Here is a 26314-nt window from a genome sequence, read left to right as displayed (position 1 = left end):
TCTCAGCGAGCGAGGCTGGTAACCACCGTTGCCACGCCGGCCGCGACGGCAACCCCGGCCAATGCCAGTGCGAACAGCCACAGCGCATGCGGTTCCGGCATCGCCGCTCCGTCCTCGAGCGCCTTCTTCACCTGTAGCCAGCGTCGCATACCGACGAGGGCGGCTGCTGCCGAGAGTGCGATCAACGTCAGACCGAGCGCCGTGCGAACCCACCCTGTACTCCATTCGGGGACCAACTGGACGACGGCAATGCCGCCCGCCAGCAGGGCAAGCGAGCTACGCATCCACGCGAGGAAGGTGCGCTCGCTGGCAAGGGTGAATCGCTCGTCCGGGCGGTTCGGTTCACTCATGCGTGCTCGCCTCCGTGGGGTGCCACCAGATCCGGGTCCTGACGCCAGTCGTAGACGACCTCGGTGCGCAGAACGATGTCCTGCAACGATCGTCGCCGTCGATCGACCGCCGACCACAGCAATCCGAAGGCGAAGAGCACACAGAGCACCGCACGGATGAAGGCGAGCGGCCAACGGACCAACCGGTGACCCGACGTGATCACCCGCAACCCCATCACGAGGGAGCCGACAGTTCGGCCGGTGGTCGCCCAGCAGGCAGTCAGGTAGGCCACCGAGACGCCGAGAAATGCCGTCGTGGACAGGAAGATTCCCGGTTCCGAGAACGTGAAACTCTGCGGCGAGAAGAGCAATCGAACAAAGGCCAAGGCCACGTACACGGAACCCATCAGGATCAGCACGACGCCCAGGTCGATCAGTCCGGCGAGGCCGCGGGTGACGATTCCGGCCGGGCCGGAATTCTCCTGGGCCACTAGCGTTCACCTGCGTTCGTGTCCGGATGCGGCTCGTGTGAGGGTGGTGCGTTGTCGCGGCCGAACAATCGTCCGACGAACCCGGCGACAGCGTCGTCCGCCTGCATCCCCTGCACGCGCGCCCCGTGCACGGCTTCGGTGGAGAGTGAACCGGTCGATTCACGAATCATCTGTGGGAGGTCGACACCCTCGATGACCTGGTCGGCGATCTTGAGGAGGTCGACGCGGTCGATCTGGCGCTCGAGGTCGACGCTGTCGACGATGCCGTCGAGGTCGAGGCGATCGATCACTGCTTTGACGTCGAGTCGGCTCGCGATCGCATCGACGTCGACGCGATCGATGATCGGTTCGAGCGAGACCCGTTCGGCAATCTTGTCCACGTCGATGTTCTCGGCGATCTTGTCGATGTCCACGTGGTCCACGACGATCTTCGTGATGTCGACTTCGGCAAGAGCAGCGTCGACGACAGCTTTGATCACCGTTCTCAACGTGGAATCGGCAAATTCCGCTGTCGAGCGAATCGCTTCCGTGCCGCGGGTGGCGACCTGGGTGATCGCGTCGTCGAGTGCGTCACCGACAACGGGGATCCGCTGCACCGAATCAATGGCGAGACCAGCGGTTCTGCGCGCCGCACCAGCCGTGATCGCGGCCAGCCCGAAGGCCAGCCGAATCACGTCGGATTCGGGGTGATGCGACTGCGATCCCACGCAATTGTCTCCATCTTCTTACCGGACTGTTATCCGGACATTCGTCACTCTCCTTCGCATTGTGCCACTGTTGGTAGGCACAAATACGCTGTCCGGCTTGCGCCAGGGGGAAATAATGAAGGCACGTCGATTCACGGCCCGCTTGACGATGGCGGTGGCCATGGCTGCCGGCTTTCTCGGCCTCAGCGCGCCGACCGCGAGCGCGGATTCAGTGGTCAGCCGCATCGATGTCTACTCCCCCTCCATGGATCGCTGGATCGCCAACGACGTGATTTCCCCGGTCGGCGGTGGCCCCGCCCCGACCTTCTACCTTTTGACCGGCGTCGGCGGCGGTGAGGACGGGATCTCTTGGTTCAACAACACCGGAGTTCGTGACTTCTTCGACGACAAGCACGTCAACGTGGTCATGCCGGTCGGCGGCAAGTTCAGCATGTACACCGACTGGAACGCCGACGATCCGGTGCTCGGCCGCAACAAATGGCAGACGTACCTCACCAAGGAACTACCGGCAGCGGTCAACGCTCGATACAACACGACCGGCGTCAACGCACTCGGCGGCGTGTCGATGGCCGGTGGACCGGTTCTGGACCTCGCGATCCAGTCGCCGGGCACCTACCGCGCCGTCGGCTCGTACAGCGGCTGCCCGCGCGCCGGCGACCCGCTCGGCCAGGCTGCGGTGCGCTCGATGGTCGAGATACTCGGCGGAGGAAACGCAGCCAACATGTGGGGGCCGTGGGGTAGCCCGCAGTGGGCTGCTCACGACCCGCTGATCAATGCCGAGAAACTACGCGGCACAGCGCTGTTCATCTCCACCGGCAACGGCCTTCCCGGTCCGGTGGACGGAATCAACTCATTGGCGATGGCTGCCGGAGTCGTTCCCGGCGCTGTGCTCGAAGGCATCACCAACATGTGCACCGCTGCCCTACAGGGTCGATTCGGTCAGCTCGGCATCCCCGCGACGTTCAGCTTCCGACCCGAGGGCACCCACACCTGGGGACTCTTCGAAGCCGACATGCGTGCGTCGTGGCCGATGATCGCGGGCGCGATCGGGGCGTAAGCCTCATGGCGCTCCTTCAAGCCATGGCGTCAGGTGAGACTGCGCGCCCAGTCCCGCATCCCGGCGGGGCCGGTGCCAGTGGCGTATTCAGCGAACAGATTTCGCGATTCGTCACGGCGAATGCCGCCGAGGACTTCACGCGGCTTACGGAAAAACGGAAGTTCCTCAGGCGGCGCCCACAGCTGCACGAGTTCCCTCGCACCGTCGTTCGGGGATTCGAGAGCGAACCACACCCGGGACACACCGAGTGTGATCGCGGCACCCATGCACATCAGACATGGTTCGAGATTGACCGCCAATGTCAATTCCCCTGACGCTCGAGTGAACCCGAGAGCCTCGTCGGCCTGCAAGAGCGCTTGAAGGTCCGCATGGACTACCCGTCGGCCGAGTGCCCGTTCTTGCGTATACGCCCGCCCGAGCACACGGTCGTCGTCGAACACGACTGCCCCGATCGGCATCTCCCCGAGTTCCATGCCCTCACGCGCTACGTCAAGAGCAAGGGAAAGCGCATCTCGAGGTGAAAACATCACTCGACACTAATGGGCCAGGCGAACTCATGCCGCCAGTAGTGCGGGTAGTCCCCATTCCTTGGCCAGCAGCTCGTACGAGCGCAGGCGATCCTCGTGTCGATGGGTCACCCCGGTGATCACCAATTCGTCCGCTCCGGTCAGCTTCTGCAAACTGTCGAGCCTGTCGGCGACGGTGGTGGGTGAACCGACGAACTGCGTGATCAGCCGATCCTCCACTACTGCTTTGTCGGCATCGGAAAGTGGGAGCGCTGTGGCCGGATCGGGGTACGGGATGGCGCCGTGCCCGCTGCGAATGCTGTGTGTCCAGTGCGCGAACGTCGACGCCAACTCTCTCGCCGTCGCATCGTCCTCTGCGGCAACAACATCCGCGGAGACGACGACATACGGCTCCGACAGAACTGCCGACGGTCGGAATGCTGCACGGTATGCCTCGACGGCATCGAGCGTACTCGAGGGCGCCACATGGTAATTCGCGCCGAACGGCAATCCGAGTCGTCCGGCGAGTTCGGCACTGGGGCCTGCGCTGCTTCCGAAAACCCACAATTCGACGTCGGCGTCCTCGCCGGGACTGGCGTGCAATTCGATGCCGTCGCGGGTGCGGTGGGTGCCGTTCAGGAGCGAGAGTATGTCGTCGACCTGCTGCTCGAAATCGGGCGCCTGTGCGCCCGGAAACGCCAATGCCTCGAACGACGCCTGCAATCTCGGTGACGTGAGAAGACCGGTTGGATCGAAGGGCGCCGGGATCACGACGCCGTCGCGTACGACGGTCTCCCGCTTCGATTCTGCCGGGGCAGGCGTTCCGGCAGCGACGGCACGAAGTGCCTCCACCCGACGCTGCCCGCTGCGCCCGATACCGAGATCGATACGACCCGGATACAACGCTTCGACGGTACCGAAGGCCTCGACCACCTGAGCTGCCGTGTTGTTGCCCAGCAGCACGGCGGCCGAGCCGACGCGAATGGTGTTGGTCGCGGCCGCAATCAGTCCGACCAGAACGGCCGGTGACGAGCTGGCTACGCCGACGAAGTGGTGTTCGGCGACCCAGTACCTCTTGTATCCCCACGCTTCGGCAGAACGAGCGAGGTCCAGCGAGTTCCGCAAGGCCTGGCGGGCCGTTTCACCCTCACTGATCGGAGAGAGGTCGAGTACGGACAGGGGCGCGCTCACCTCGGTGCGCTTCCGTCGCGGGTCTTCGGTGTCTTCTCGCCGGCTTCCACCGCGAACGGCAAACGATTCTCGGCGGGGGCGACGGGGCACGTCGCGTAATCGGTGAAGGCGCAGGGCAGGTTCGACGCCCGATTGAAATCGAGGGCTACCGCACCACCGGGCTCCGGTGCGCTCACGTGCAGCGAGCGTGCGGCCGGGTAGGTGGATACACCACTGGTCGCGTCGGTGAACAGGATGTGAAAGCCGTTGTCCTTGCCCGCGAACGCAATCAGCGTATGCGTTGCACCATCGTGTTCGAAGCTGATGGTTCCGCGGGCGTCGTGATGATGCTCGAGGCGCTCGACGACCGCACCCGTCGTCACCGTGCGAGCCTCCTCGAAAGCTGTGAAGACACCCTCGATGCGCCACTGCGGGTTCGGCTCGAAGGTCGGGATACCACTGAACTGCGCCAATGCCGGGGCCGACGAATCGTGGATCCGCAGAGCCACCTCGCCGGTGCGGCGGATGACCTCGACCAACCGCGCGCCCTGCTTGACGATCAGTCCCGGCGCCCCCTCGATCGGATTCAGAGTGAGTGAACCGTCCACTGCGACGCCGTCGATCGAGAGGTCGTCGGCCGGCGTCGCGGTGACGACAACGGCATTCGCGTCGGCGCGCCACGCACCGGGCAGGTCCGTGAAGGTGGAATCGGTGTCAACCAGCCAATGCAACGCAGTCAGGCTCAGCCAGCCGAGCGGTTCGCTGAAGGTGGCGTCGCGCGAGGCATGCCAGGCATTCCACTCGCCGGTGAAGGTGCTGGTGGAAGTGTCGGTAACGGTCATGATGCGCGGACTCCTTCAGCCTGCTCGTACGGGTGGCGCAGCCCGAGATGGCTGCGCAGGGTGGTTCCTGAGTATTCGGTCCGGAAACTGCCGCGGTCCTGTAGTTCTGGTACGACGGTGTCGATGAACTCGTCGAGGCCCGCGGGGGTGATGTGGGGAACGAGAATGAATCCGTCGCTCGCGTCGCCCTGGACGTAGGTGTCGATCTCGGCAGCCACCTCCGCTGCACTACCCACGAACTGTTGGCGGGCAGTCACTTCGATGATGAGTTCACGGATGCTGAGGTTTTCGGCCTCGGCCTTGGCACGCCACTGATCTGCGACCGCTCGCGGATCCTTGACGTGGCGGACGCGTCCGCGGGTGATGTTGACGTCGTCCGACGGATCTTCCTTCGGCAACGGGCCGTCGGCGTCGTACTGGGAAAGGTCTCTGCCCCAGACTTGTTCGAGAAAAGCGATGGCAGTCTGGGGTCCGACCTGCTGCCGCCGGATGTGATACGCCTTCTCCTGTGCGTCCGCGGCGTTGTCACCGAGCACGAAGGTGGCGGCGGGGAGAATCTTGAGGTCTGCGTGCGTGCGTCCGTACTTGGCCAAGCGTCCCTTCACGTCGGCGTAGAACGCCTTGCCTGCTTCGAGCGTTCCGTGCCCGGTGAAGATGGCGTCTGCCTTGGCGGCGCCGAACTCGCGTCCTTCATCGGAGTCACCTGCCTGCAGCAGGACTGGGTGTCCTTGGGGACTCCGAGGTACTTCGAAGCGTCCGGTGATGTCGAACTGCTTACCGGAGTGTTGGAACTGACCGACCTGCTGGTCGGTGGCAAAAACGCCGCGCTCACGGTCGACGATCGGACGATCGATGCTCCAACTGTCCCACAGCGTCCGTACTGCGTCGACCAACTCGTTTGCGCGTGCGTACCGCTCGGAATGCTCCAGATACCCACCGCGGCGGAAGTTCTCACCGGTAAAGGCATCCGAAGAGGTGACCAGATTCCACGCGGCGCGGCCGTCGGAGAGATGATCGAGCGTCGAGAACTGCTTGGCCAACTCGTACGGCTCGTTGAACGTGGTGTTGATCGTCCCGGCCAGACCGAGATGCGTTGTCACACCGGCAACCGCGTTGAGAATACTGAACGTATCCGGGCGACCGACCACGTCGAGGTCGTGAATCTTGCCCTGATGCTCGCGCAGGCGCAAACCCTCTGCGAGGAAGAAGAAGTCGAACAATCCGCGTTCGGCACTGCGTGCGAGATGCTCGAACGAGCTGAACTCGATCTGGCTCTTGGACGCCGGATCGGTCCACACCGTGGTGTTGTTCACGCCGGGGAAGTGAGCGCCCAGGTGAACTTGCTTGCGAATCCTGTTCTGTGTCATCGGTGTTCCTGTTCTCTGTTCGCGCTACGCGAACTGATTGACGGGCAACTCGAAACCCAACCGCTCGCGCAGCGTCGGGCCGGTAGTCGGTCGCGGATTGAGAGTCGGCACCACGTCCGCCGCGATCTTCTCCACTGCGGCAGCCAAAGCCAAGGGACGCAGGACAACACCGTCGACCCCGGCCAGCCCACCGATCTCGCGAAGGAGGACAGTCAGGCCGGCGCTGTCACCGCGATAGAACAGCGAGTGCGGGGCGTACGGCGCTCCCGCCCATTCCTCGAGTTCGGCCAGAGCGTCGTCGGCGGCTCCGCGATCAGCGCCGAGAAGCACGTCGACGTCGAGGAGAACCCTGACGCTGCGCCCGAGGGCAGCGGCATTCGCGTGGACCAGCTTGGCCGTGGCGTTGGCCTCGCCGAGGTCGGTTGCCGAGATCCGAATCAGATCTCCGCGCGCAACAGCGAGCTCGCGTGCCTCCGGCCTGCTCGCGTCGACGGCGATCAGCGGCTGCCCCTGCGGGGAGCGCGGCGTGATGGACGGCCCCTTGACGGAAAAGTTCTTTCCCTCGAAGTCGATGTAGTGCAGCTTGTCTCGATCGATGAATCGTCCGCTCGCAGCGTCCCGTATCTCGGCGTCGTCCTCCCAGCTGTCCCACAGCCGACTGACCACCTCGACAGCCTCGGACGCTTCCTCCCACGCGGACTCGGGGCCCTGCACTGCCTTTCGGCCGAACAACGACGCCTGCTCAGCGGTGTCGGACACCGCGACCTGCCAGCCGGCCCGCCCCGCTGAGGAGTAGTCGATACTCGCGACGGCCTTGGAGATGTGGAACGGCTCGGTGTGCGTGACTGTCGCAGTGGGGATCAGGCCGATACGCGAGGTCACAGCACTCAGCCGCGCCGCAGTTGCAACCGCCTCCAATCTGCCCCGCACTGCGTGCTGGCCCTCGGATTGCAGTCCGAACGAGTCAGGGAGGAACGCCAGATCCACCCCACCCCGATCCGCGGCGGTCACCAGGTCCACCCAGTACGAGGGCGTGAACAGATCTTCGGCGCGCGAATCCTCGCGTCGCCAGGAGTACGGATGAGCTCCGGTTCCCTCGAATTCGAGGCCGACCAGGAATGCTCCGGAACTACGCTCGGACATGTTCGGCCTTTCGTGTCGAATGATCCCGCCCGGGGATCGCGTCGAGAAGTGTGCGTGTGTACTCGTTTCGGGGATTGTCGAAAATCTCGGTGGTAGTACCGATTTCGAGCAATCGCCCGGCCTGCATGACGCCGACGACGTCGCTGATCTGGCGAACAACCGCAAGATCGTGGGAGATGAAGAGATAGGTCAGGCCCAGTTCGCGCTGCAACTCGTCGAGTAGCGCCAGAATCTGCGCTTGCACCGAGACGTCGAGAGCGGACACAGGTTCGTCGAGAACGAGCAGGTCCGGCTTCAAAGCGAGCGCACGAGCGATCGCCACCCGTTGACGCTGGCCGCCCGAGAGTTCGGCCGGTTTGCGGCTCAGGAACTGCTCGGGAAGTGCAACCTGATCGAGCAACTCTGCTGCACGACTCTGCTGCTGGCTGCGTCCACCAACCTTGAAGGCCCGCAGCGGCTCCGCAACGATGTCCTGGACGGACAATTTCGGGTCGAGTGATGCATAGGGGTTCTGGTACACGAGCTGGATCTTTCGGCGCAGCTCGCGCAGATCGCTGCCCTTGACCTTCGTGATGTCGTGTCCGTCGAAGGAGATGGTGCCGGCATCCGCCTGCTCCAACCGCACGGCGATGCGCGCCGTGGTCGACTTGCCGGAGCCGGACTCCCCCACCAATGACACCGTCTGACCACGCGGAACAGTCAGCGATACCTCGTTCACCGCGGTGATCGAACTCCCGCGTCCGACGTTGAAACGCTTGGTGATTCCGGTCAACGTCAGCAGCGGGCTCGTATCCTGACGGACCGGCCGATCGACCGGTCCCGAGGACAGGCTCGGAGCCGAGTCGAGCAGCTTCTTCGTGTACGCGTGTCGCGGGTTGTCCAGAATATCTGCGGTGCGGCCGGATTCGACGATCCTGCCGCCCTGCATCACCAGGATCCGGTCCGCGCGGTCTGCGGCCACTCCCAGGTCGTGCGTGATCAGGAGCACGGCGGCACCGGATTCGGCGATTCGCTCGTCCAAGTGGTCGAGGATGCGTCGTTGAACCGTGACGTCCAGAGCACTGGTCGGCTCGTCGGCGATGATGAGGGCGGGGTTCGCGACAAGCGCGATACCGATCAGAACTCGTTGCCGCATACCGCCGGAGAGCTCGTGTGGGTACTGGCGTGCTCGGATTTCCGGCCGGTCGATACCCGCGCGCTCGAGCACCTCGACGGCGTCCAACCGGGCTTTGCGACGGTCTGCGAGGCCGTGGATCCGGAGGACTTCTGCAACCTGGTCGCCGATCCTCGTCACCGGGTTGAGCGAGGTCGTCGGATCCTGCGGTACCAAACCGATACGCGCGCCGCGGATTCGCTGCCACGCACGGTCGGAATACGAGTCGATCTGTTCACCCTCGAACTCGACGGTCCCGCCGGTGACGTGGCCACTGCCGGCGAGCAGACCCAATATCGCGTGCGCCGTGGTCGACTTACCGGAACCCGATTCCCCGACCACCGCAACTACTTCGCCCCGACCGACGGTGAAGCTCACGCCGGATACCGCGGGCTCGGCGCCGTAGGCGATCTGTAAGTCGGTGACGGAAAGCAACTGTTCCTCAGTCGTGCTCATCGCCGGTTGTTCCTTTCGATCTCGTGGCCGATACGGTGTGCCGAGATGACCACGGCGACAATCGCGAGACCGGGAAGTGTTGTCATCCACCAGGCATTGGCGAGGAAATTGCGTCCCTCGGATACCAGCGATCCCCATTCCGGGGTAGGCGGAACGGCGCCGAATCCCAAGAAGCTCAGAGCCGACACGGCCAGTACTGCCTGCCCGAACTCGACAGCGGACAGCGCGACCACCGGCGCGTAGGAGTTGGGAAGCACGTGCCGACGCAGGACACCGAGCCACTGCACACCTGAACTGAACGCAGCCTCGACGTACTGAGCTCCGCGCACCCGCATCACTTCGGCACGCATCACTCGCGCGAAATTGGCGACCATACTGACGCCGACAGCAATGGCGACGTTGATGGTGCCGAAGCCGAGTGCGGTGACAAGGGCCAACGAGAGCAGCAGTGCCGGAATGGACAGCAGCACGTCGACGATGCGCATCAGCACGGCGTCGACGACGCCACCGACAAAGCCCGCGAGCAAACCGATTATCGATCCCGCCACCAATGCGATTCCGACCGCCACCAAGGTTGCGGTCAGCGACAGCGCGGCGCCGTGCACGAACCGTGTGTACAGGTCACGTCCGAGATTGTCGGTTCCGAACCAGTGAGCCAGGCTCGGGCCCTGCAGTTTGTCCGCCGGGACACCGGACAACGGATCGCCGCTGGCGAAAAATCCGGGTGCGACGGCAAAGCCGATGGCAAGCAACACGATCAACACCGGAATCACCAAGCCGGGCTTTCGGATCCAGCCGATGGCCGTGGACTTTCGGCGCGAAACAACAGGTGCCTTCGCCTCGACGCTCGGATCGAGGAGTAGGGGTTCGATCAATGTGTCAGACATGAGCCGGCTCCAGATCGGTCGAGCTTTCGGTATTCGACTTTTCGGTGTGACTCTTCTTCGTCTGGATGATCCGTGGATCTATCAAGGGGTAGAAGAGGTCGACCGCGAGGTTGACGAGCACGAACACGAGAGAGGCGAACACAACGACTCCCTGCACCACCGGGATGTCCTGCGCCATCACCGACGTCTGTGTCAGACGGCCGACGCCCGCGCGAGAGAACACCGTTTCCACAACCACCGAGCCCGCCAGCAGCGTGCCGACCAGCACACCGGCAATGGTGAATGCCGGAATGCTCGCCAGTCGCAACGCGTGACGGGTCTGCACGCGCCAACGGCTTGCGCCCTTGGCGTACGCAGTCTCCACGTGCGGCGAACGTAGCGTCGACTGCAGGCTGGTCGTGAGCACCTGCGCGATCACCGCGCCGGTCGGGATCGCCAAGGTGATCGCCGGAAGAATCACCGTTGCGAATCCCTTGTCTCCGAATGCCGGGAAGATGTGCAGACGGAACGAGAAGAGTTGCAGAAGAATCAGGCCCACCCAGAAAGTAGGCACTGCCACACCCAGCGGCGGCAGAGAGAACAACAGGTTCGCGAGCCACCGCTTGCGGGTGTAGGTAGCGAAGAACGCGATCGCCACTCCGAACAACACGGCCAGAACCAAAGCGGTGGTTGCCAGCACCAGAGTGCTGGGCAGCGCCGAGAAGATGGCATCCGTCACCGACTGACCGGTGGAGATCGATGTACCGAAATCGCCGCGAAGAGCATTCGTCAGCGACGTCCAGTACTGCACCCACACCGACTGGTCCAAGCCGTACCGTGCACGAAGCTGATCGAGCGCAGCCTGATCCACTGCAACACCCTGACCGGACGAGTCGGCAGCCATGCTGACGGGATCACTGGGCAGGAGGAACAGAATCACGAACGAGATGGTGAAGGCGGCCCACAGAACCACTGCGGCCTGACCCAGTCGGGTGAGTACGTATCGAGTCATGATTACTTACCCGACAACCATGCGTCGTAGAACTGCAGGCGCGAGGAGGCTTCGAAGTTCAGGTCCTGCACACTCGATCCGGCGCCGATGGCCTGCGAGAGCTCGATGGTGGGGATGGAGAGTCCACGGTCGAGGATCAATTCCTGTGCGGTGGATACCAGTTCGCCGCGTTGGCCGTTGTCCGTGGCTGCAAGCTGGTCTGTGAGCACCTTGTCGAGCTCCGGATCTGCGCCGCGACGGTTCAGGTTGCGGCCTTCGGTGCTGAACGATGCCCGCAAGATGTCGGCGTCCGCGCGAGTGCTGTTGTAATACAGCGAATCGTAATCACCCGATACTCCCTTCTCGGTCCATTCACCGTTCGAGACCAGGTTGAGCTGCAGGTCGACGCCGACCTTCTTGAGCTGCTGCTGCACCAGCTCGAGGATGGCCTGGTTACCCGAGAACACCGGACTGAAGGTGACGCTGAAAGTGAGCTTCTGCCCGTCCTTCTCGCGGATACCGTCGCTGCCGGTCTTCCAACCAGCCGCGTCGAGGAGTTTCGCCGACTTGTCGGCGTCGTACGTCACGACACTGGATTCGTCGCTGTAGAGCGGAGTGGTGTGAGCCAACGGGCTCGTGGCCGGGAAGAACGACGGATCCAGAACGGTGTCGACGAGTTCTTGGCGGTTGATTGCGGGAATGATGGCCTGGCGAACAGCCTGATCGGCGAGAACGCCGCGACTGACGTTGGGCTGGAAGAAGAAGCTCACACCCGGGTTCGGCCTTGTGAGGATTCGTCCGCCTGCGCCCTCGATCTGCGGCGCATCCTGCGGAAGCGCATCGCTGACCGCATCGAGCTGGCCGGAGGCCACGCTGCCTGCCCGCACACCGGATTCGGGGACCACCGTGAAGTCGACGCCGTCGAGGTAGGCCTCGCCCTGATGCGCGACCGCGTCCGACGCCCAGTTGTATCCCGCACGCTTGGCGATCTTGACGCTCTTGTCCTGCTGCCAGTCGGTGTACACGAACGGTCCGGAGGCGATCACCGCTGCACCGGGGCAGCGCTGCTCGGATGCCAGCGCGGTGGTGGAATCGGCGAGGATTCCGAGCTGTGGCGTCGAAGTTGCCTGCAGGAACTGAACATTGGGTCCGGAGAAATTGATCTTCGCCGTGTGAGCATCTACGACGTCGGTACCGGTGTACGAGGACAGGTAACTCTTCGCCAACGACGCGTTCGGTCCGAGATTCTTGACCGAGTCGAAGGTCTTCTTCACCGAATCCGCCGTCACCGGGGTGCCGTCGCTGAAGGTGGCGTCGTCGCGAAGGACGAACGTGAAGCTAGCGGCGTCGGGGCTGATCTCCCAGCTCTTGGCGAGCCACGGGGTGATCTCTCCGGTGTCGGGATTTTGATCGGTCAGCGAATCCACCACGGTCCGAGTGACATACACGGTCTGGTTACTGCCGGCCTGGGCCGGATCGGCGCACGTCGGCGCCTGCGACAGACCGTAGCGAAGGGTTCCGCCGGACTGGGCGGGGCCTGCGTCGGCAGCACTGTCACTCCCGCTGCTGCAGCCGGCGAGGACGGTGCCGAGAACCGAGACAGCACCGATACCGGCGATTACGGTCGCGCGTTTGCGGGCACCGAATGAGGGCGAAGACACCAAGAACTCCTAAAGAGGCATGCCGAAGAGCGCACCCGTCGCCTGAGACGAGAAAGGCGATCGAGCACGAATCACTTGTGAGAGAAGAGAAAACAGACTTCTCGACGACTCGCCTGAGTGTGAATGACTGACCGAGGTCAGTTGGTACAGAAAGATCCCGCGGTGCGGCACAGGTCTACGTGACGACGCGACCAGGCGGTATCGAAACCGCCTTCGACTGCCTTCATTTCGTGTTCCTCCATCGGTCCTGGCGGTAGCACCCGCACCCGATCACTCGGGGGGTTGCTGCGACTTCAATGAGCCAGGTCTCTCGGTCGCTCTGGATGGTCGTTCGCAAGTGTACGAGGTTAAACCCGGGTGTTGTCAACCCGGTCGGTAGGAATTGCTGCTCGAGTCACATTTTCGAGGACCCGAAGTTGTTTCTCGAACGGGTGGATGCCCACCTCTTCGGGCGAGAGTGACGCGTCGTAAAGCGGTGTGTATCCACTGGACAGATACAGCGCGACGGCCTCGGGTTGCCGAGGACCCGTCGTGAGAAACACCCGGTTGTATCCACGAAGTTCGATCTCTCGTTCCAACTCGCGAACGACGGCCTTGCCGAGGCCGCGCTTCCGATAGTCGACCGATGTCCAGATTCTCTTCAGTTCGGCAGTGGTGGAATCGAATTGACGAAACGCACCACCGGCGATCGGCAGACCGTCGTGGGTGAGCACCAGAAGCGCACCCTGCGGGTAGGCAAATTCTTCTGCCGGATACGTCGTGAGATCCTCGAGCATCGCTTCGCGAGTCCCGCCGTAACGCGAACTGTATTCGAGTGCCAACTCCGCGATCAGTGGAGCTGCCAAGGGATCGTCCTGCGATACCGAATAGACCTCTCCCGCTCCGACACCCTCGAGCTGTCGAGTTCCGAGCTCCAGTGCCACAACACTTTCCTCCATGAATCTGGTCAACGCTCCCCCAGCCTGAAAACTTCCGGAGCGAGGGTGGTTCCGTCGACGAGGTCCGCCACAAGTTCACCCAAGGCCGGACCGAACTTGAACCCATGCCCCGAGAACCCCGCCGCCACTGTGACGGCGCCGACTCGGTCGATGACGAAGTTACTGTCCGGCGTGCTCGTGTACAGGCAGGTGAGCGACTCGACACGGGTGGAATCGACACCGGGCAACCACGACTCGGCGTACTCCACCAATCGCTGCTCTCCGTCGACATCAGGGGTGTAGTCACGGGTCTGCGGAGTCACCACCGGCCCGGTCGCGTGTTCGCCGATCTTGATCCCGTCCTCGGAACCGAGCCCGTAGATCCCCGCGGTCTCCAATTCTGCGCCGGTGTGGTGGACGAAACTCGGCCACTCGACTCCGGGATCGAGCGGTGCGAAGTGGGCCGGTTGTTCCTGCGTCGTGCGCAGCGTCGGCAATACGATCTCGGAGCCGAGACCGCTGTCTGCGATCAGATCCGCAGTCCACGCACCGGCCGCGATCACTACCTGACGAGCTGCGAGCGTTCCACTGTCCGTCACCACGTCCACGCCGTAGGACGCCCGCGCGAGTGCCAACACCCGAACATCGTGACGGACCTCGGCGCCGGCAAACACCGCTCCCGCCTTCAGAGCGGTCACGGCGCGGTCCGCGTGCAACCGGCCTGCATCGGGGTGATGGAGCACCGTGGTGTCGAATCGCAGCCCCGGCCAACGGGCGGACGCCTCGGCAGGGGTGAGGATCTCGCCCTTGATGCCCGCCTCGAGAAGTATCTTCGCCTTGGACTGCACTGCCTGCGGCAGGCCGTGATCAACGGCACCGGTGAGTTCCAGGAACCCGATGTCCGTCGTGGTCTCCAACTCCCGCCACAGCGGCAGCGCGTCGGCCGCCAACCCGGTGTACAGGTGATTGTCGTACGCCTGACGGTAGATGCGCGAAGTACCGTGCGACGCACCGTGCTTGTGCCCCGGCCCGAACTGTTCCAGCTGAACGACGCTACGTCCGCGCGCCGCGAGCCGCCAGGCGGCGGAGGACCCGACGAGTCCTCCGCCGATGACGATCGCATCGAAAATCTCACTCATGGACGAGAGCTCACTTGGTCTTCGGAAGGCCGGGCGGGTTGATCAGGGACGTGTCGACGGCTTCACTCGTGATGTTCCAGCGCTCGAGGATCTGCTGGTACGTGCCGTTCTCGATCGTGTGGTTGATCGCGTCGTTGATTGCCTTGATCAGGCCATTGTCCTTCTTCACCAGAACCGCGATCTGACCCTGCAGCGTGTCGCCTGCACCGGAGAACTCACCGACAACTTCGGCTTCACCCGACTGCTTGGCATGGAACTGCGACGACGGGTTCGGTCCGAAGTAGGCGTCGATCCGGCCGGACTGCAGCGGCAGGTAGTAGTCGGTGGTGTTCTGGTAGTAGGAGATGTCGGTGGGCGCCAGGCCGGCCGCGACGTTCTGCTCACTCCATTTGACCAGCAGCGCTTCCTGATTGGTGCCCGAGGAGACGGCGATCTTCTTACCCGCGACGTCCTTGGGCTCCTTGATGGAGATCCCGGCTCCCTTCTTGGCTTCGAAGGCGAGGGTGTCGAGTCGGTAGGTGGCGAAGTCGTACTTCTCCTTACGCTCTTCCGTCACAGTCACATTGGACAGGAATGCATCAGCCTCGCCGGAATCGACGCGAACGAAGTTCTGTGCCCAGTCTGCGGTCTGCAGGTCGACCTTCAAACCGAGAACGTCACCGATCAAGTAGGCGAAGTCGGTCTCGGAACCGATGAGAGTGGTGTCGTCGTCGGCGTAGAAGCGGAGCGGCGGAGCGGAACCGGCACTGCCGGTGACGCGCAGCGTGCCACGATCGCGGATGTCCTGAGGTAGCTCGGCGGCGATGGAATCCACCTTGTCGGTGGTGATGCGGTTCTGATCGGCCGTGAGGTTGTAACCCGCAGCAGCGGTGACCTGGGCGCCGTCGGACTCGGCGTCCGCACTGCTGCATGCAGCGCTGAGCAGTCCGACTGTGGCAAGAGCCGAGATCAGAAAAGTCGCGCGACGGGATGGGGAGAACATCAATTTTTCCTTCCGGGAATGAGTCTGGGTCGCGTCAGAGGACGCGGGAGAGAAAAGCTTTGGTCCGTTCGTGGACCGGATTGTCGATCACCTGCGAAGGTGGGCCCTGTTCGACGATGACGCCGCCGTCCATGAAGACCGCAGTGTCCGCCACTTCCCGAGCAAATCCGACCTCGTGTGTGACGATCACCAAGGTGGCGCCGTCACGGGCCAGCTGAGCGAGGACTTCGAGAACCTCGCCCACCAGTTCCGGGTCGAGCGCCGACGTCGGCTCGTCGAAGAGAATGACCGCCGGCCGCAGTGCCAGCGCTCGCGCTATCGCGACGCGCTGTTGCTGGCCACCGGAGAGTTGGCGGGGATACTCGTCCGCCTTGTCCCCCACTCCCACTCGCTCGAGCAGTGCGCGGGCCTCGCGGTACACCTCGTCACGATCACGCTTCTGGGCCGAGAGCGGCGCTTCCACCACGTTTTCCAGCGCGGTCAGGTGCGGAAACAGATTGAAGTTCTGGAACACGAATCCGATGTGCGAACGCTGTTTCAGGATCTCGCGGTCACGCAGTTCGTGGAGCCGATTTCCCTTGCGCCGGTACCCGATCAGTTCTCCGTCGATCCGCACGGTCCCGCGGTCGACCTTCTCGAGGTGATTGAGGGTGCGCAGCAAGGTGGACTTACCGGAACCAGACGGACCGAGAATGACGGTCACTTCGCCCTTGCGGACCAGGAGATCAACGCCTGCAAGTACTTCCAGCGTGCCGAACGACTTGTGAATTCCGCGTGCTTCGACGGCGTACACCGTCTCTTCGGTCAGTTCTGCGGTCATCGGGTCGCACCTCTCGGAATATCGAGACGCGCATCGCGAATCTCTTCGAACTTCTTGCGCGCCTTCTGTACCGGAGTCAACGGAAGCGCACGGGCGGATCCTCGTGCATAGTGGCGCTCCACGTAGTACTGACCGATCGAGAGCAACGTCGTGAGGATGATGTACCAGATCGTGGCGACCATCAGCAGGGGCACGACTCGTCCGTTGCGGCCGAAGATGACCTGCACCTGGTAGAACAGTTCGGCGATTGCCATGGTGGAGACGATCGACGTTCCCTTGAAGAGTCCGATGACCTCGTTGGCGGCATTGGGGAGGATCGCTCGCATTGCCTGCGGGAGAACGATCTTGAAGAACTGGCGACTGCGCGGAATACCGAGCGAGTGAGCAGCTTCGATCTGGCCGTGATCCACCGAAATGATTCCGGAGCGGATGATCTCGGCCGAGTATGCAGCCTGGTGCAGCGCCAAACCGATGACCGCCGCGGTGAATCCGCCGATCACACCGCTGACCTGGAAGGTGAAGAACTCGGGCCCGAAAGGTATTCCGAGAGAAAGTGTCTGGTACAGGTAGGTGATGTTGAACCAGAAGAGCAGCTGCACGATGAGTGGAATCGAGCGGAAGGCCCAGATGTAGGTCCAAGCGATCACCTGCAGGACCGGGTTTTTCGACAACCGACCGAGTGCCAGGAAAACACCGAGACCGAATCCGAGGATCGTCCCCCACAGCGTCAGTTTGATCGTCATCCACAACGCGGCGAGCACTGATTTCGCGGTGAAGTACTGCGCGAACGTCGGCCAGTCCCAGCCGGGGTTGACGACGAGACCGTGGATGAACTGAGCAAGCAGTACCAGCACGACCGCACTGATCACCCAGCGCAGCGGGTGCCAGGTGCGAGCAACGACAAGCTCCGAGTCGGGAAGTTGCGACTCGGACACCGACTTTTCGGGGCGGACATCGGTGGGCGCGCTCACGGCGCGCTACCTGACGGAGTGGACATCACGAATAGACCTTTCGGGGAAATGGGAACGCAGCTGTGTCCTCGAGTTGGTGTGCTCGAGTTGCGAAGACGACGAGAGTTCGGTCAGCGACAGTGACACGAAGCGGTGCGGCACAGATCGATGTGACGTCGCTTGTGCGCAGCGTGCGAAGTGGTACCCATGTGATGCCTTCCATCGGTCCTGGCGGTAGCACCCGCTCCCGATCACTCGGGGGGTTGCTGCGACGTCGACGAGCCAGGTCTCTCGGTCGCTCTGGATGGTGAGCAAAGACTAGACCCGAATTGTCTAGTCGTCAAATGTTGTATTTCCCTGCACTGCAAGGGAAATGAAAGATCAACCAGGTTGGAATCGCACTGATTTCAACGGTGCCAGAAGCCGCGTTCGACGTGTTCAATGGAGTGTTCGAACGAAGACCGGGACCGCCGTCTGGACCGACTTTTCCTCTGCCGTACCGTCTGCGGAGTGAGTGGACTCGACGCTTTCTTCATATTGCTGGCCGGCATCGGTGCGGGCGCGATCAACGCCGTGGTCGGCAGTGGAACGCTGATCACGTTCCCGACGCTGGTCGCCTTCGGCATGCCGCCCGTGACCGCGACCATGTCCAACGCGGTCGGGCTCGTCGCCGGCGGAGTTTCCGGCACCTGGGGCTACCGACGCGAGCTGTCCGGACAGTGGGATCGACTGAAGTGGCAGATTCCGGCGTCACTCGCCGGGGCACTACTCGGTTCCTGGTTGCTCATGCATCTACCCGAGAAACTGTTCGAAACCATCGTTCCGGTGCTGTTGGTCCTCGCTCTCGCGCTCGTCCTCCTCCAACCACGCATCCAGGCTTGGGCCAAGAAGCGTTCCACCGAAGAAACGACGCTGTCCACCAAGAGGCTGATGCTCCTGACCGCCGGCACCTTTGCGGTCGGCATCTACGGCGGCTACTTCACTGCCGCGCAGGGCATCCTTCTCATCGGTGTGATGGGTGCCATCCTCCCGGAAACCCTCCAACGCATGAACGGCGCGAAGAACCTGCTCTCACTGCTCGTCAACATCGTTGCAGCGGGGATGTACATCACTCTGGCGTTCGATCAGATCAATTGGGCAGCAGCCGGTTTGATCGCTGTCGGCTCGCTCGGCGGTGGCGTCCTCGGCGCCCGCTACGGACGGCGCCTGTCCCCCACTGCATTGCGCTACACGATTGTCGTCGTCGGCCTGATCGGGCTGTGGCGCCTTCTCGCTTGATCGCCCACATCGGGCGGCACCCGCACATACTGGAGTCATGACCAGTACAGAAGATCAGACCGGTTGGACCTACCTCATGGACATGGACGGGGTTCTCGTCCACGAGGAGCACTTGATACCTGGAGCGGACACGTTCCTGGCAGAGCTGGCGTCGAACGACATCCCGTACATGGTGCTCACCAACAACTCCATCCGAACCCCGCGTGACCTGCGAGCACGCCTGCTCAATTCGGGACTCGACATCCCGGAGAAGTCGATCTGGACGTCAGCGCTCGCTACCGCGACGTTCCTGGCCAACCAGCGGCCAGGCGGCAGCGCCTACGTGGTCGGCGAATCGGGCCTGACCACTGCCCTGCACGACATCGGTTACGTCCTGACGGACAGTGACCCCGACTACGTCGTACTCGGCGAGACGCGCACGTACTCGTTCGAGGCGATCACGACCGCCATTCGCCTGGTCGAGCGTGGTTCGCGGTTCATCGCCACCAACCCCGACGCCACTGGGCCGTCGCGTGACGGCTCGCTGCCGGCCACCGGCTCGGTCGCCGCTCTCATCACCAAGGCAACCGGACGCGATCCCTACTACGTCGGCAAGCCCAACGCCTTGATGATGCGCTCTGCCCTGCGGTCCATCGGCGCTCATTCGGCCAACACGTTGATGATCGGCGACCGGATGGACACCGACATCGTCTGTGGCCTCGAAGCCGGACTGCAGACGATTCTGGTGATGACCGGGATCTCGACCCGCGCGTCGGTGGAGCTCTTCCCGTACCGACCCACAGTCGTTCTCGAGTCGGTCGCCGATCTTGTAGGAATGACAACCGATCCATTCCGTAGCAACGCAAAGAATTGATTCAATTGCAAAACAAAACCGCAAGTCGGTAATTAGCTGGTAAAAAGCACCAGATTTGCCAGGTTCCGACTCGTCCGCTTTGTCCAACTGGACAAACCAACGGTTTTATTCGCACCAAACTTACAAACGAGTAGTTAGACGCAGGTCAAAGATCATTTCGACACCGAGTGACAGTTGGACTCCAGTCGTAAAATTGATTTTTCGAAAAGTGGTAACGAATCGTTTGCCGTGTCTGATACTCATGTCTGAATGGCCCCATTTCGGGCCCCAGACATGAAATGAGATTTTCATGAAGAAGCAGACCAAGGGTGCGATCGCTGCTGCGGCGGCCGGTGCCCTCCTCCTCGGCGGTGCCGGCTCGCTCGCAATGTGGAGTGACAGCGAAGTTGTCGGCGGCGGCGGCGCTGTCACTGCGGGCACGTTGCAGCTCGCTCCCTGCGCCCCGGTATCCGGAACTGGGTGGCAGTCCACGAACCCGACGGTGAAGCCGATTGCAGATATCACCGCATGGCGAATTGTGCCGACCGAAGTGCTCACCTTCGACTGCACAACTTCGATCACCGCAGATGGCGATCGCCTCGCCGCAACTATCGCAGCGGACACGAGCACCATCACAGCCGGCACGACGGCAGCTCCAGGAGCCACCGCGAATCAACTCAAAGACAACATCACGGCAACAACGGTGGTGACCGTAGGCGGCACCGTAGTCACGGCCGCATCCCCACTGACCGAAGCCGACAACGGCAAACCTGTGACGGTGAAGGTCACATTGACCTTCGCTGACGTTCAGCTTCTTGTGGCTCAGGGCGCGTCGGTCAACTTGTCGAACCTCGCCATCAAGCTGCAACAGCAAGCAATCCCGGCATAAACGATCCATGAAGGGGAGAGCTTGGGGAGCCCTTGCGGGCGCGTCGGTGATTGTGTTGATGTTCGCATCAGCGCAAGGCACCGGCGCGCTTTGGAAGTCCGCTGCCCCGATCAGCAACGACGTACTGACCGCCGGTGGTAGCACGTTTGCACTCAAGGTTGGTTCTACGGTTGCCAACGCCGCCAGCACCTACACCTGGAGCACGTTCGCGGGCTCAGCGATGACAGCAACGACGGCCGTTCAGATGCCGCTGACCATCGTGAATCCGGCTACGAACAACGCTGCACTGACATTTCGATTGGCCTCGGTGACTGCCACCAATGCAAATCCTGTTCTCGACCTCAAGATGTCGACCGTGACAAGTGCTTTGAACTGTCCGAACACCGTGAACACAGGCACTGCCCTCCCCGGAGCCCAGGTCTATTCGGGAGTGGCAACAAACGCCGCATACCCGTTGCCCGCGAACCCCGGAATCTCTTTGGCCAACGGGAGTTCCACGGTCTGGTGCATGCGCGCGTCGGTCAACATGACAAAAACCACCGTGGGCGGGGTGTCGACCAAGCTCGTTTTCACCTTCACGGCAAAACAGTCGTAGGACTCGATCGAGATGACAGGCGCAAGTGAATGACTACAAAACACTCCCATCGACGTGAACGGACCGGCCCGCTGTGGTGGGTCAGCTCGGTTGTGACCTGGGTTTTGCTGTTCGCTCTGTGCGCGGTAATCGTCGTCACGATCGTGATACCGATCGTCACAGGCTCACAACGATTTACGATCCTCACGGGCTCGATGCGCCCTACCTACCAACCGGGCACACTCATCATTGTCAAACCTGTGGACGAGGGCGATCTGACCGTCGGCATGCCTATCACCTACCAACTCGAATCAGGCCAGCCGACTGTTGTCACACATCGAATCATTTCGATGAGCATCAACACCAAAGGCGAACGCACGTTCATCACGCAGGGCGACGCCAACAACACCCCCGACGAGAAGCCCGTACGCCCCGTACAGATTCGAGGCAAGGTGTGGTACTCCGTTCCCTACCTTGGACACGTCAACAGTTGGTTGACCGGCGACCAACGCAAGACCATTCTTACCGTTGCAGTCGGCACGCTGGGTGTTTACGCGCTGTACATGATCGCCAGCGGGACACGTGAAAGTATGCGCTCTCGCAACAAGAACCGGAGCGAGCCACAAGGATCCGCACCAGACGATTCAGCTGACACCGCAAATCCGGAAACAACTAGATCGACGAAAGATGGTGTGCACCATGGCGGGCAATGACAGCTCGTTGCGTCAGCGCTTTTCCGGAGCCCGAAGCACTCGTATTCGGGCGCTGCTCTCACTCGGTATGGTGCTCGGAGTCGGCACTTTGAGCACCATGGCGGCCTGGGGTGCAACAGCCACATCCACGTCAGGAGACTTCTCCGCGGGAACCGTCAACCTGGTCGCATCGAGCACTGGTGTGACCGAGGCAAAGAACATCACCATCACCCTGTCGTCGAGCGCCATGTCATCCACAACCGCTGTGACACAGAGTCTAACCGTGAAGAACACCGGGTCCTTCGGTGCCTCTCTCGGCATCACAGCCCAGTCTCCCGCATCGACTCCGCCGAGTTTCGCTGCGGCGCTGAAAATCTCGGTATATCTGGACAGCACATCTTCTGGATCGGCGTGCTCCGGCACTGCGCAAAAGGCAGAGCTCGCGCTGGTCGGCGGTGGCAGTACAGCTGCGCTCCTCGCAAGCCCGATAACGCTGGCCGCTGGGGCCAGCAGGATTCTGTGCGTGAAAATGACTCTGGCCGCAGGTACTCCGGGAGGCGGAAACCTCCCCTATACGCAACTCAACATCGCGGGAACGGCGGTCTGAATCGATATGTCACATCCCAACCGCCCGGACACGATCAATCGCTTCAAGCAAGCTGCTCTGACCACAGGCGCCGTCCTCGGAGTTCTGTGCATCGTCGCCACAGCACTGTCATTGACATTCGGCATCAAACCCGTCGTCTTTCGATCCGGCTCGATGTCTCCCGCGATACCGACGGGCTCGTTGGCATTTGTGAAATCCCAACCGGTATCCGAGCTGTCGGTTGGCGACATTGTCAGTGTCACCACCAACGGCGGAGATCGACTCACTCACCGCGTGTACGGAATCGATCAGCTGGACAACAATCTGTCGTCACTGACACTCAAAGGTGACGCCAACAATGCTCCCGACAGTGAAACATACGTGGTCGCCGACGCAGACCTGGTTGTATTCAGCATGAGTCGAGTCGGCTACGTACTTGCGTGGCTGTCCGGTCCGATCGGAATCTTCGCCGGCGGATTGTTCGCCGGATCCCTGTTGATGATCGCATTTCGTCCAGCACCACGCGGCGAAGGTCCACCGAACGGCGGCATGCCTGGAGAGGGTACACCCAACGACACTCCGACTGCACCCGAACACAATTCGCCTCGTTCAGGTTCGACGCAGGTCTCGCCGCGCATCCTCACAGCACCCTGGCGGCAGAGGGAATTGATCCTCGTTACAGCTGCCGGACTGGGTGCACTGCTGGTGATGTCACCGATCGGTAATACCGCCGCCGAGATCACCGACACCGTAACCGCAAAGACCGGCCAGTTCGCCACAGTCCAGACCTTCACATGCGAGAACTATTCGCCGAGCCTTCTTGCCTCCAGTGCTCGAATCACGTGGACGGCGCCAGGGGCGGGAACCTACACCTATCGTGTTCTGGTACTCAAGCCCGACGGCACCACGTACAGCGATAACATGCAGAGCGCCAATACCGTTGACATCACGCTCCCACCCGCACTTCTCGATCTGAGCGGCACCTCTACAGTACGAATTTACTCGATTGAAAACGGACTGACGGCCCCTACATGGACGGGCTTCAGTCTGAGCAAAGGTCTTCTCTTCGGTGGAACATACTGTGGCTCGATGATTTCCGGAACCAGCGCCGCCAGCAGAATGGCTGCCAGTGCGCCCACATCGACTCAGTCGACCGTAACCACTACTCCGGCAACAACAACACCGACGGCAACCACCACCACAGGTACCACCGAACCGACTCCATCCACGTCTGCGTCGACCACAACGACAACAACCACGCCGACGACTACTGCGAGCACTACACCGGAAACCACGACCACCGCCGAGATCACAGCGACAACAACTGCCCCGCCCCCGACTGGAACACAGGTCGGATCCGACCTCGTCTCAGCCGGTCCGGATTCATACACCGCCCGCAGAATCCACAGCGACACCGGAATTTTGCTTGACGTGTACGACGCGCTCGGGACTCGGATCTATCGCACGTCCATCGAATCGACCGATGTACTGCACTGGCTATCCGGCACCAATCAGTTGTGGATCATCGGCACCGCAGGAGCGGAATTCGTCGAATTCACAACCGGAGCGGGAGTGCGACAGACAGCAACGGGCGAACTTCCGGCCGAGATCGAGGACTTGGTGCCCTGATGCAGAGACAAATAAAGGGTGCGCTTGCAGCGACCGTCGCGCTGGCGGTCATGCTCGGCGGGGGAAACTCACTCGCAAAATGGGTCGACCAGGAATCACTGTCGGGCGCGAAGGTCACGGCAGGCACGTTGTCCCTCGGGGCGTGTGTCAAAGACGGCGCGAGCGGGTGGTCCGAGAGAGTGTACGCCCCAGACCCCAACCCGAACATTTACACCGAAATTGCCGATATCGCTTCGTTCAGACTGCGGGCCGGCTACGACTACGTCTACTACTGCTATTCACCGGTTTCAGCTACTGGCCCTCGGTTGCGAGCATCGGTAACCGCGGACCCATCACTTGCCGGTGGCACCCTGCCAACTACTGTCAACGCATTCAGAACCTATGTAACAACACAGTCGAACGTCGAATTGTACAACAGCACACTGACTCCCAAGATCCGCAGTGACCTCACCTCAGCGCAGAATGCCCAAGACGTTCTGGTAACCGTGGCGTTCAGCATCCTTCCGAACGACCCACTCAGCGCAGGTGGAACCCTGAACATGGCCGGCCTCAGCCTCGTCACACAACAATTGGCGCCAATCTGAGCGGAGAGCTTCGACGGCACTACCCTCGAAACTCTCCGCGGCTTGCGACGGGACTACCCCAGAGCTCGCTTCAGATCAGCCAACAGATCAGCCGTGTCTTCAAGCCCGACGGACAGACGGACAACTCCGTCTGTAAGACCCACTGCTGCACGGCCTTCCGGCCCCATGGCCCGGTGGGTCGTGGTTGCGGGGTGGGTGATCAACGACTTGGAATCACCCAAGTTGTTGGAGATGTCGATGACGCGCAGGCCGTTGAGAACCTCGAACGCCCGCTTCTTGCCCTCGCCGTCAGGCGCATTGAGCTCGAATGTGACTACAGTTCCGCCGCCGCTCATTTGAGACTTCGCGAGTTCGTGCTGCGGGTGCGAAGTCAGGTACGGATACTTGACCCACTTGACGCCGGAGTGTCCTTCGAGGAATTCGGCGATCTCGAGTGCCGAAGCCACGGAATGCCGAATACGGACCGGCATGGTTTCGAGACCCTTGAGCAGAGTCCACGCATTGAACGGGCTGAGCGCAGGACCGGTGTGCCGCATCAGTTCTCGGACGGGACCGCTGATGTATTCCCCGGTGCCGAGGATCGCGCCGCCGAGCACGCGGCCTTGACCGTCGATGTGCTTGGTACCGGAGTACACCACGACGTCGGCGCCCAGATCGAGGCTGCGCTGCAGAAGCGGCGTCGCGAAGACGTTGTCCAGCACTACCTTTGCACCGGCAGCATGAGCAAGCTCCGACACCCGCCGAACGTCGACGAGGGACTGCATCGGGTTGGACGGCGTTTCGAAGAACACCGCAGTGGTCGGCACCGAGAGCGCCTCTTCCCACTGCGCGTTGTCTTCACCGTCGACGAAGACGACCTCGACTCCCCAGCGCGGAAGGATCTCGTTGCACACGACAAAGCAGGATCCGAACAGGCTGCGAGCAGCCACCAATCGGTCGCCGTTGCCCAACAGCGCGCCCAACGCTGTGAAGACAGCCGACATTCCGCTGGCAGTCGCAAAGCAGGCTTCCGCGCCTTCGATGAGACGCAAACGCTCTTCGAACATCTTGACCGTCGGATTGCCGTAGCGGGAGTAGACAAAATGATCCACCTCGCCGGTGAAGGCTTGTTCGGCGGCTTCTGCACTCTCGTAGACGAATCCGGAGTTGAGGAACAACGCTTCGGAAGTCTCCTCGAACCCGGTACGCATCAGTCCGCCGCGAACACCGAGAGTGCCGAGACCGACGTCGTCCGGCAGCGCTCGTTGAAATGCGCCACCCTGGGGAATTCCGCTCACTGCTGCCTCCATGGCAAGCCGATGGCCCGCCAACCTACAAGTCCGCGATGTCCGTCGGCACCCAATGCGCCTTCGAACCCGTCGAGCACGTTGTACGACGGGCCGATGCCCGCCGCAGTCGCAGCTTCCGCCGCACCGATGGAACGTTGTCCGGATCGACACAGGAAGATCACCGGACGCTCCGACCCGGAGGAATCGGCGGTGATGCCGGCTTCCTTCAACTGGTCGACGAAGTTGTCATTGCGCGCGCCGGTCGGGTGGCTCACCCATTCGATCAGTGCGGCCTGCTTGCCGAGGGAGGAAACATCGGGGACACCGACGTACTTCCACTCCGCATCGGTCCGCACGTCGACCAGCACGGCGTCGGGGTTTTCGCGGAGCAGCTCCCAGGCTTGCTCCGGCGTCAGATCGCCTGCGTAACTCACG

29 protein-coding genes and 2 riboswitches are annotated in these 26314 nt (G+C 62.2%); of the genes, 9 read left to right on the top strand and 20 right to left on the bottom strand.

Annotated elements, in window-relative coordinates; translation table 11 throughout:
• Positions 1 to 2: 2 nt before the first annotated feature.
• The 3 genes from RA302_RS07355 to RA302_RS07345 are packed head-to-tail and all read right to left on the bottom strand — an operon-like array spanning position 3 to position 1527.
• Positions 3 to 350, bottom strand: coding sequence for a DUF202 domain-containing protein (locus RA302_RS07355; RefSeq protein ID WP_019749510.1), 348 nt, complete (start codon positions 348 to 350; stop codon positions 3 to 5).
• Complete coding sequence (locus RA302_RS07350) at positions 347 to 820, bottom strand: RDD family protein (protein WP_019749509.1); 474 nt, start codon at positions 818 to 820, stop codon at positions 347 to 349. Before RA302_RS07350 ends, RA302_RS07355 begins: the two co-directional genes overlap by 4 nt.
• Positions 820 to 1527, bottom strand: coding sequence for a hypothetical protein (locus tag RA302_RS07345; protein ID WP_019749508.1), 708 nt, complete (start codon positions 1525 to 1527; stop codon positions 820 to 822). The genes RA302_RS07350 and RA302_RS07345 overlap by 1 nt, the downstream gene beginning before the upstream one ends.
• A gap of 115 nt (positions 1528 to 1642) precedes the next feature.
• Here RA302_RS07345 and RA302_RS07340 point away from each other — a divergent pair, with 115 nt between their 5' ends.
• Positions 1643 to 2584 carry an alpha/beta hydrolase family protein gene (locus RA302_RS07340; RefSeq protein WP_338479979.1) on the top strand — a complete coding sequence of 314 codons (942 nt, stop codon included), beginning with the start codon at positions 1643 to 1645 and terminating at the stop codon, positions 2582 to 2584.
• Between the two features lie 29 nt (positions 2585 to 2613).
• On the opposite strand, the gene RA302_RS07335 is transcribed toward RA302_RS07340, so the two are convergent.
• The 15 genes from RA302_RS07335 to RA302_RS07265 form a co-directional block, all read right to left on the bottom strand.
• The gene (locus RA302_RS07335) at positions 2614 to 3111 is read right to left on the bottom strand and encodes a deaminase (protein WP_167343319.1); all 498 of its coding nucleotides are present in this window, start codon (positions 3109 to 3111) and stop codon (positions 2614 to 2616) included.
• Positions 3112 to 3138: 27 nt separating this feature from the next.
• Positions 3139 to 4281: an LLM class flavin-dependent oxidoreductase gene (locus tag RA302_RS07330; protein WP_047888733.1), complete on the bottom strand. Its 1143-nt coding sequence runs from the start codon at positions 4279 to 4281 to the stop codon at positions 3139 to 3141.
• Positions 4278 to 5102: a DUF1684 domain-containing protein gene (locus RA302_RS07325; protein WP_046378159.1), complete on the bottom strand. Its 825-nt coding sequence runs from the start codon at positions 5100 to 5102 to the stop codon at positions 4278 to 4280. The genes RA302_RS07330 and RA302_RS07325 overlap by 4 nt, the downstream gene beginning before the upstream one ends.
• Positions 5099 to 6469 carry an NtaA/DmoA family FMN-dependent monooxygenase gene (locus RA302_RS07320; RefSeq protein ID WP_020906676.1) on the bottom strand — a complete coding sequence of 457 codons (1371 nt, stop codon included), beginning with the start codon at positions 6467 to 6469 and terminating at the stop codon, positions 5099 to 5101. Before RA302_RS07320 ends, RA302_RS07325 begins: the two co-directional genes overlap by 4 nt.
• 24 nt (positions 6470 to 6493) lie before the next feature.
• Positions 6494 to 7612: an LLM class flavin-dependent oxidoreductase gene (locus RA302_RS07315; protein WP_019749502.1), complete on the bottom strand. Its 1119-nt coding sequence runs from the start codon at positions 7610 to 7612 to the stop codon at positions 6494 to 6496.
• Complete coding sequence (locus RA302_RS07310) at positions 7599 to 9221, bottom strand: ABC transporter ATP-binding protein (protein ID WP_259121682.1); 1623 nt, start codon at positions 9219 to 9221, stop codon at positions 7599 to 7601. Before RA302_RS07310 ends, RA302_RS07315 begins: the two co-directional genes overlap by 14 nt.
• On the bottom strand, positions 9218 to 10108 hold the full coding sequence (locus RA302_RS07305) for an ABC transporter permease (protein ID WP_007726838.1): 891 nt from the start codon (positions 10106 to 10108) through the stop codon (positions 9218 to 9220). Before RA302_RS07305 ends, RA302_RS07310 begins: the two co-directional genes overlap by 4 nt.
• Complete coding sequence (locus tag RA302_RS07300; protein ID WP_003944382.1) at positions 10101 to 11099, bottom strand: ABC transporter permease; 999 nt, start codon at positions 11097 to 11099, stop codon at positions 10101 to 10103. Before RA302_RS07300 ends, RA302_RS07305 begins: the two co-directional genes overlap by 8 nt.
• 2 nt (positions 11100 to 11101) lie before the next feature.
• The gene (locus RA302_RS07295) at positions 11102 to 12739 is read right to left on the bottom strand and encodes an ABC transporter substrate-binding protein (RefSeq protein WP_003944291.1); all 1638 of its coding nucleotides are present in this window, start codon (positions 12737 to 12739) and stop codon (positions 11102 to 11104) included.
• Between the two features lie 137 nt (positions 12740 to 12876).
• Entirely contained in the window at positions 12877 to 12966 is a 90-nt protein-coding gene (locus tag RA302_RS07290) for a putative leader peptide (RefSeq protein WP_310504006.1), read from the bottom strand.
• Between the two features lie 8 nt (positions 12967 to 12974).
• Positions 12975 to 13069, bottom strand: a riboswitch (SAM riboswitch).
• A gap of 17 nt (positions 13070 to 13086) precedes the next feature.
• Positions 13087 to 13662, bottom strand: coding sequence for a GNAT family N-acetyltransferase (locus RA302_RS07285; protein ID WP_338479967.1), 576 nt, complete (start codon positions 13660 to 13662; stop codon positions 13087 to 13089).
• 23 nt (positions 13663 to 13685) lie between these two features.
• Entirely contained in the window at positions 13686 to 14795 is a 1110-nt protein-coding gene (locus RA302_RS07280) for an FAD-dependent oxidoreductase (protein ID WP_097387703.1), read from the bottom strand.
• A 10-nt stretch (positions 14796 to 14805) separates the two neighbouring features.
• Entirely contained in the window at positions 14806 to 15777 is a 972-nt protein-coding gene (locus RA302_RS07275; protein ID WP_338479966.1) for an ABC transporter substrate-binding protein, read from the bottom strand.
• A gap of 34 nt (positions 15778 to 15811) precedes the next feature.
• Positions 15812 to 16570, bottom strand: coding sequence for an amino acid ABC transporter ATP-binding protein (locus tag RA302_RS07270; protein ID WP_269456395.1), 759 nt, complete (start codon positions 16568 to 16570; stop codon positions 15812 to 15814).
• A gap of 23 nt (positions 16571 to 16593) precedes the next feature.
• Entirely contained in the window at positions 16594 to 17568 is a 975-nt protein-coding gene (locus RA302_RS07265; RefSeq protein WP_003944440.1) for an amino acid ABC transporter permease, read from the bottom strand.
• A 195-nt stretch (positions 17569 to 17763) separates the two neighbouring features.
• A riboswitch (SAM riboswitch) is annotated at positions 17764 to 17858 on the bottom strand.
• Positions 17859 to 18057: 199 nt separating this feature from the next.
• Here RA302_RS07265 and RA302_RS07260 point away from each other — a divergent pair.
• The 8 genes from RA302_RS07260 to RA302_RS07225 all read left to right on the top strand — a co-directional run bounded on the left by RA302_RS07260 (position 18058) and on the right by RA302_RS07225 (position 24611).
• Positions 18058 to 18825 (top strand): sulfite exporter TauE/SafE family protein, encoded by a 768-nt coding sequence (locus tag RA302_RS07260; RefSeq protein WP_003944404.1) that lies wholly within the window; start codon positions 18058 to 18060, stop codon positions 18823 to 18825.
• A 37-nt stretch (positions 18826 to 18862) separates the two neighbouring features.
• Positions 18863 to 19678 carry an HAD-IIA family hydrolase gene (locus RA302_RS07255; protein ID WP_020968831.1) on the top strand — a complete coding sequence of 272 codons (816 nt, stop codon included), beginning with the start codon at positions 18863 to 18865 and terminating at the stop codon, positions 19676 to 19678.
• A 289-nt stretch (positions 19679 to 19967) separates the two neighbouring features.
• Positions 19968 to 20546, top strand: a complete 579-nt coding sequence (locus tag RA302_RS07250; protein WP_007726829.1) for an alternate-type signal peptide domain-containing protein — start codon at positions 19968 to 19970, stop codon at positions 20544 to 20546.
• Between the two features lie 7 nt (positions 20547 to 20553).
• A complete protein-coding gene (locus tag RA302_RS07245) occupies positions 20554 to 21141 on the top strand; it encodes a hypothetical protein (RefSeq protein WP_134771751.1) in 588 nt (195 codons plus the stop codon).
• Between the two features lie 29 nt (positions 21142 to 21170).
• On the top strand, positions 21171 to 21833 hold the full coding sequence (locus tag RA302_RS07240) for a signal peptidase I (protein WP_019749490.1): 663 nt from the start codon (positions 21171 to 21173) through the stop codon (positions 21831 to 21833).
• Positions 21820 to 22419 (top strand): hypothetical protein, encoded by a 600-nt coding sequence (locus RA302_RS07235; RefSeq protein ID WP_021333957.1) that lies wholly within the window; start codon positions 21820 to 21822, stop codon positions 22417 to 22419. The genes RA302_RS07240 and RA302_RS07235 overlap by 14 nt, the downstream gene beginning before the upstream one ends.
• Before the next feature lie 6 nt (positions 22420 to 22425).
• Positions 22426 to 24027 (top strand): signal peptidase I, encoded by a 1602-nt coding sequence (locus tag RA302_RS07230; RefSeq protein WP_019749488.1) that lies wholly within the window; start codon positions 22426 to 22428, stop codon positions 24025 to 24027.
• Positions 24027 to 24611 (top strand): alternate-type signal peptide domain-containing protein, encoded by a 585-nt coding sequence (locus RA302_RS07225; protein WP_019749487.1) that lies wholly within the window; start codon positions 24027 to 24029, stop codon positions 24609 to 24611. Before RA302_RS07230 ends, RA302_RS07225 begins: the two co-directional genes overlap by 1 nt.
• A 53-nt stretch (positions 24612 to 24664) precedes the next feature.
• Here the strand turns inward: RA302_RS07225 and RA302_RS07220 are convergent, their stop codons facing one another.
• Entirely contained in the window at positions 24665 to 25888 is a 1224-nt protein-coding gene (locus RA302_RS07220) for an O-succinylhomoserine sulfhydrylase (protein ID WP_338479958.1), read from the bottom strand.
• Entirely contained in the window at positions 25885 to 26313 is a 429-nt protein-coding gene (locus RA302_RS07215) for a rhodanese-like domain-containing protein (RefSeq protein WP_007726822.1), read from the bottom strand. The genes RA302_RS07220 and RA302_RS07215 overlap by 4 nt, the downstream gene beginning before the upstream one ends.
• Position 26314: the final 1 nt, after the last annotated feature.

This window comes from Rhodococcus sp. DN22 (assembly GCF_036669995.1).
Classification (GTDB): domain Bacteria; phylum Actinomycetota; class Actinomycetes; order Mycobacteriales; family Mycobacteriaceae; genus Rhodococcus_F; species Rhodococcus_F erythropolis.
This window is presented reverse-complemented; position numbering and strand designations above follow the sequence as displayed.

Bases quoted from the DNA above. Each gene is read 5' to 3' on its own strand.
- RA302_RS07355 (WP_019749510.1), bottom strand. From the start codon at position 350: ATGAGTGAACCGAACCGCCCGGACGAGCGATTCACCCTTGCCAGCGAG.
- RA302_RS07340 (WP_338479979.1), top strand. From the start codon at position 1,643: ATGAAGGCACGTCGATTCACGGCCCGCTTGACGATGGCGGTGGCCATG.
- RA302_RS07335 (WP_167343319.1), bottom strand. From the start codon at position 3,111: ATGTTTTCACCTCGAGATGCGCTTTCCCTTGCTCTTGACGTAGCGCGT.
- RA302_RS07325 (WP_046378159.1), bottom strand. From the start codon at position 5,102: ATGACCGTTACCGACACTTCCACCAGCACCTTCACCGGCGAGTGGAAT.
- RA302_RS07320 (WP_020906676.1), bottom strand. From the start codon at position 6,469: ATGACACAGAACAGGATTCGCAAGCAAGTTCACCTGGGCGCTCACTTC.
- RA302_RS07315 (WP_019749502.1), bottom strand. From the start codon at position 7,612: ATGTCCGAGCGTAGTTCCGGAGCATTCCTGGTCGGCCTCGAATTCGAG.
- RA302_RS07310 (WP_259121682.1), bottom strand. From the start codon at position 9,221: ATGAGCACGACTGAGGAACAGTTGCTTTCCGTCACCGACTTACAGATC.
- RA302_RS07305 (WP_007726838.1), bottom strand. From the start codon at position 10,108: ATGTCTGACACATTGATCGAACCCCTACTCCTCGATCCGAGCGTCGAG.
- RA302_RS07300 (WP_003944382.1), bottom strand. From the start codon at position 11,099: ATGACTCGATACGTACTCACCCGACTGGGTCAGGCCGCAGTGGTTCTG.
- RA302_RS07290 (WP_310504006.1), bottom strand. From the start codon at position 12,966: ATGAAGGCAGTCGAAGGCGGTTTCGATACCGCCTGGTCGCGTCGTCAC.
- RA302_RS07280 (WP_097387703.1), bottom strand. From the start codon at position 14,795: ATGAGTGAGATTTTCGATGCGATCGTCATCGGCGGAGGACTCGTCGGG.
- RA302_RS07275 (WP_338479966.1), bottom strand. From the start codon at position 15,777: ATGTTCTCCCCATCCCGTCGCGCGACTTTTCTGATCTCGGCTCTTGCC.
- RA302_RS07255 (WP_020968831.1), top strand. From the start codon at position 18,863: ATGACCAGTACAGAAGATCAGACCGGTTGGACCTACCTCATGGACATG.
- RA302_RS07250 (WP_007726829.1), top strand. From the start codon at position 19,968: ATGAAGAAGCAGACCAAGGGTGCGATCGCTGCTGCGGCGGCCGGTGCC.
- RA302_RS07245 (WP_134771751.1), top strand. From the start codon at position 20,554: ATGAAGGGGAGAGCTTGGGGAGCCCTTGCGGGCGCGTCGGTGATTGTG.
- RA302_RS07240 (WP_019749490.1), top strand. From the start codon at position 21,171: ATGACTACAAAACACTCCCATCGACGTGAACGGACCGGCCCGCTGTGG.
- RA302_RS07235 (WP_021333957.1), top strand. From the start codon at position 21,820: ATGGCGGGCAATGACAGCTCGTTGCGTCAGCGCTTTTCCGGAGCCCGA.
- RA302_RS07230 (WP_019749488.1), top strand. From the start codon at position 22,426: ATGTCACATCCCAACCGCCCGGACACGATCAATCGCTTCAAGCAAGCT.
- RA302_RS07225 (WP_019749487.1), top strand. From the start codon at position 24,027: ATGCAGAGACAAATAAAGGGTGCGCTTGCAGCGACCGTCGCGCTGGCG.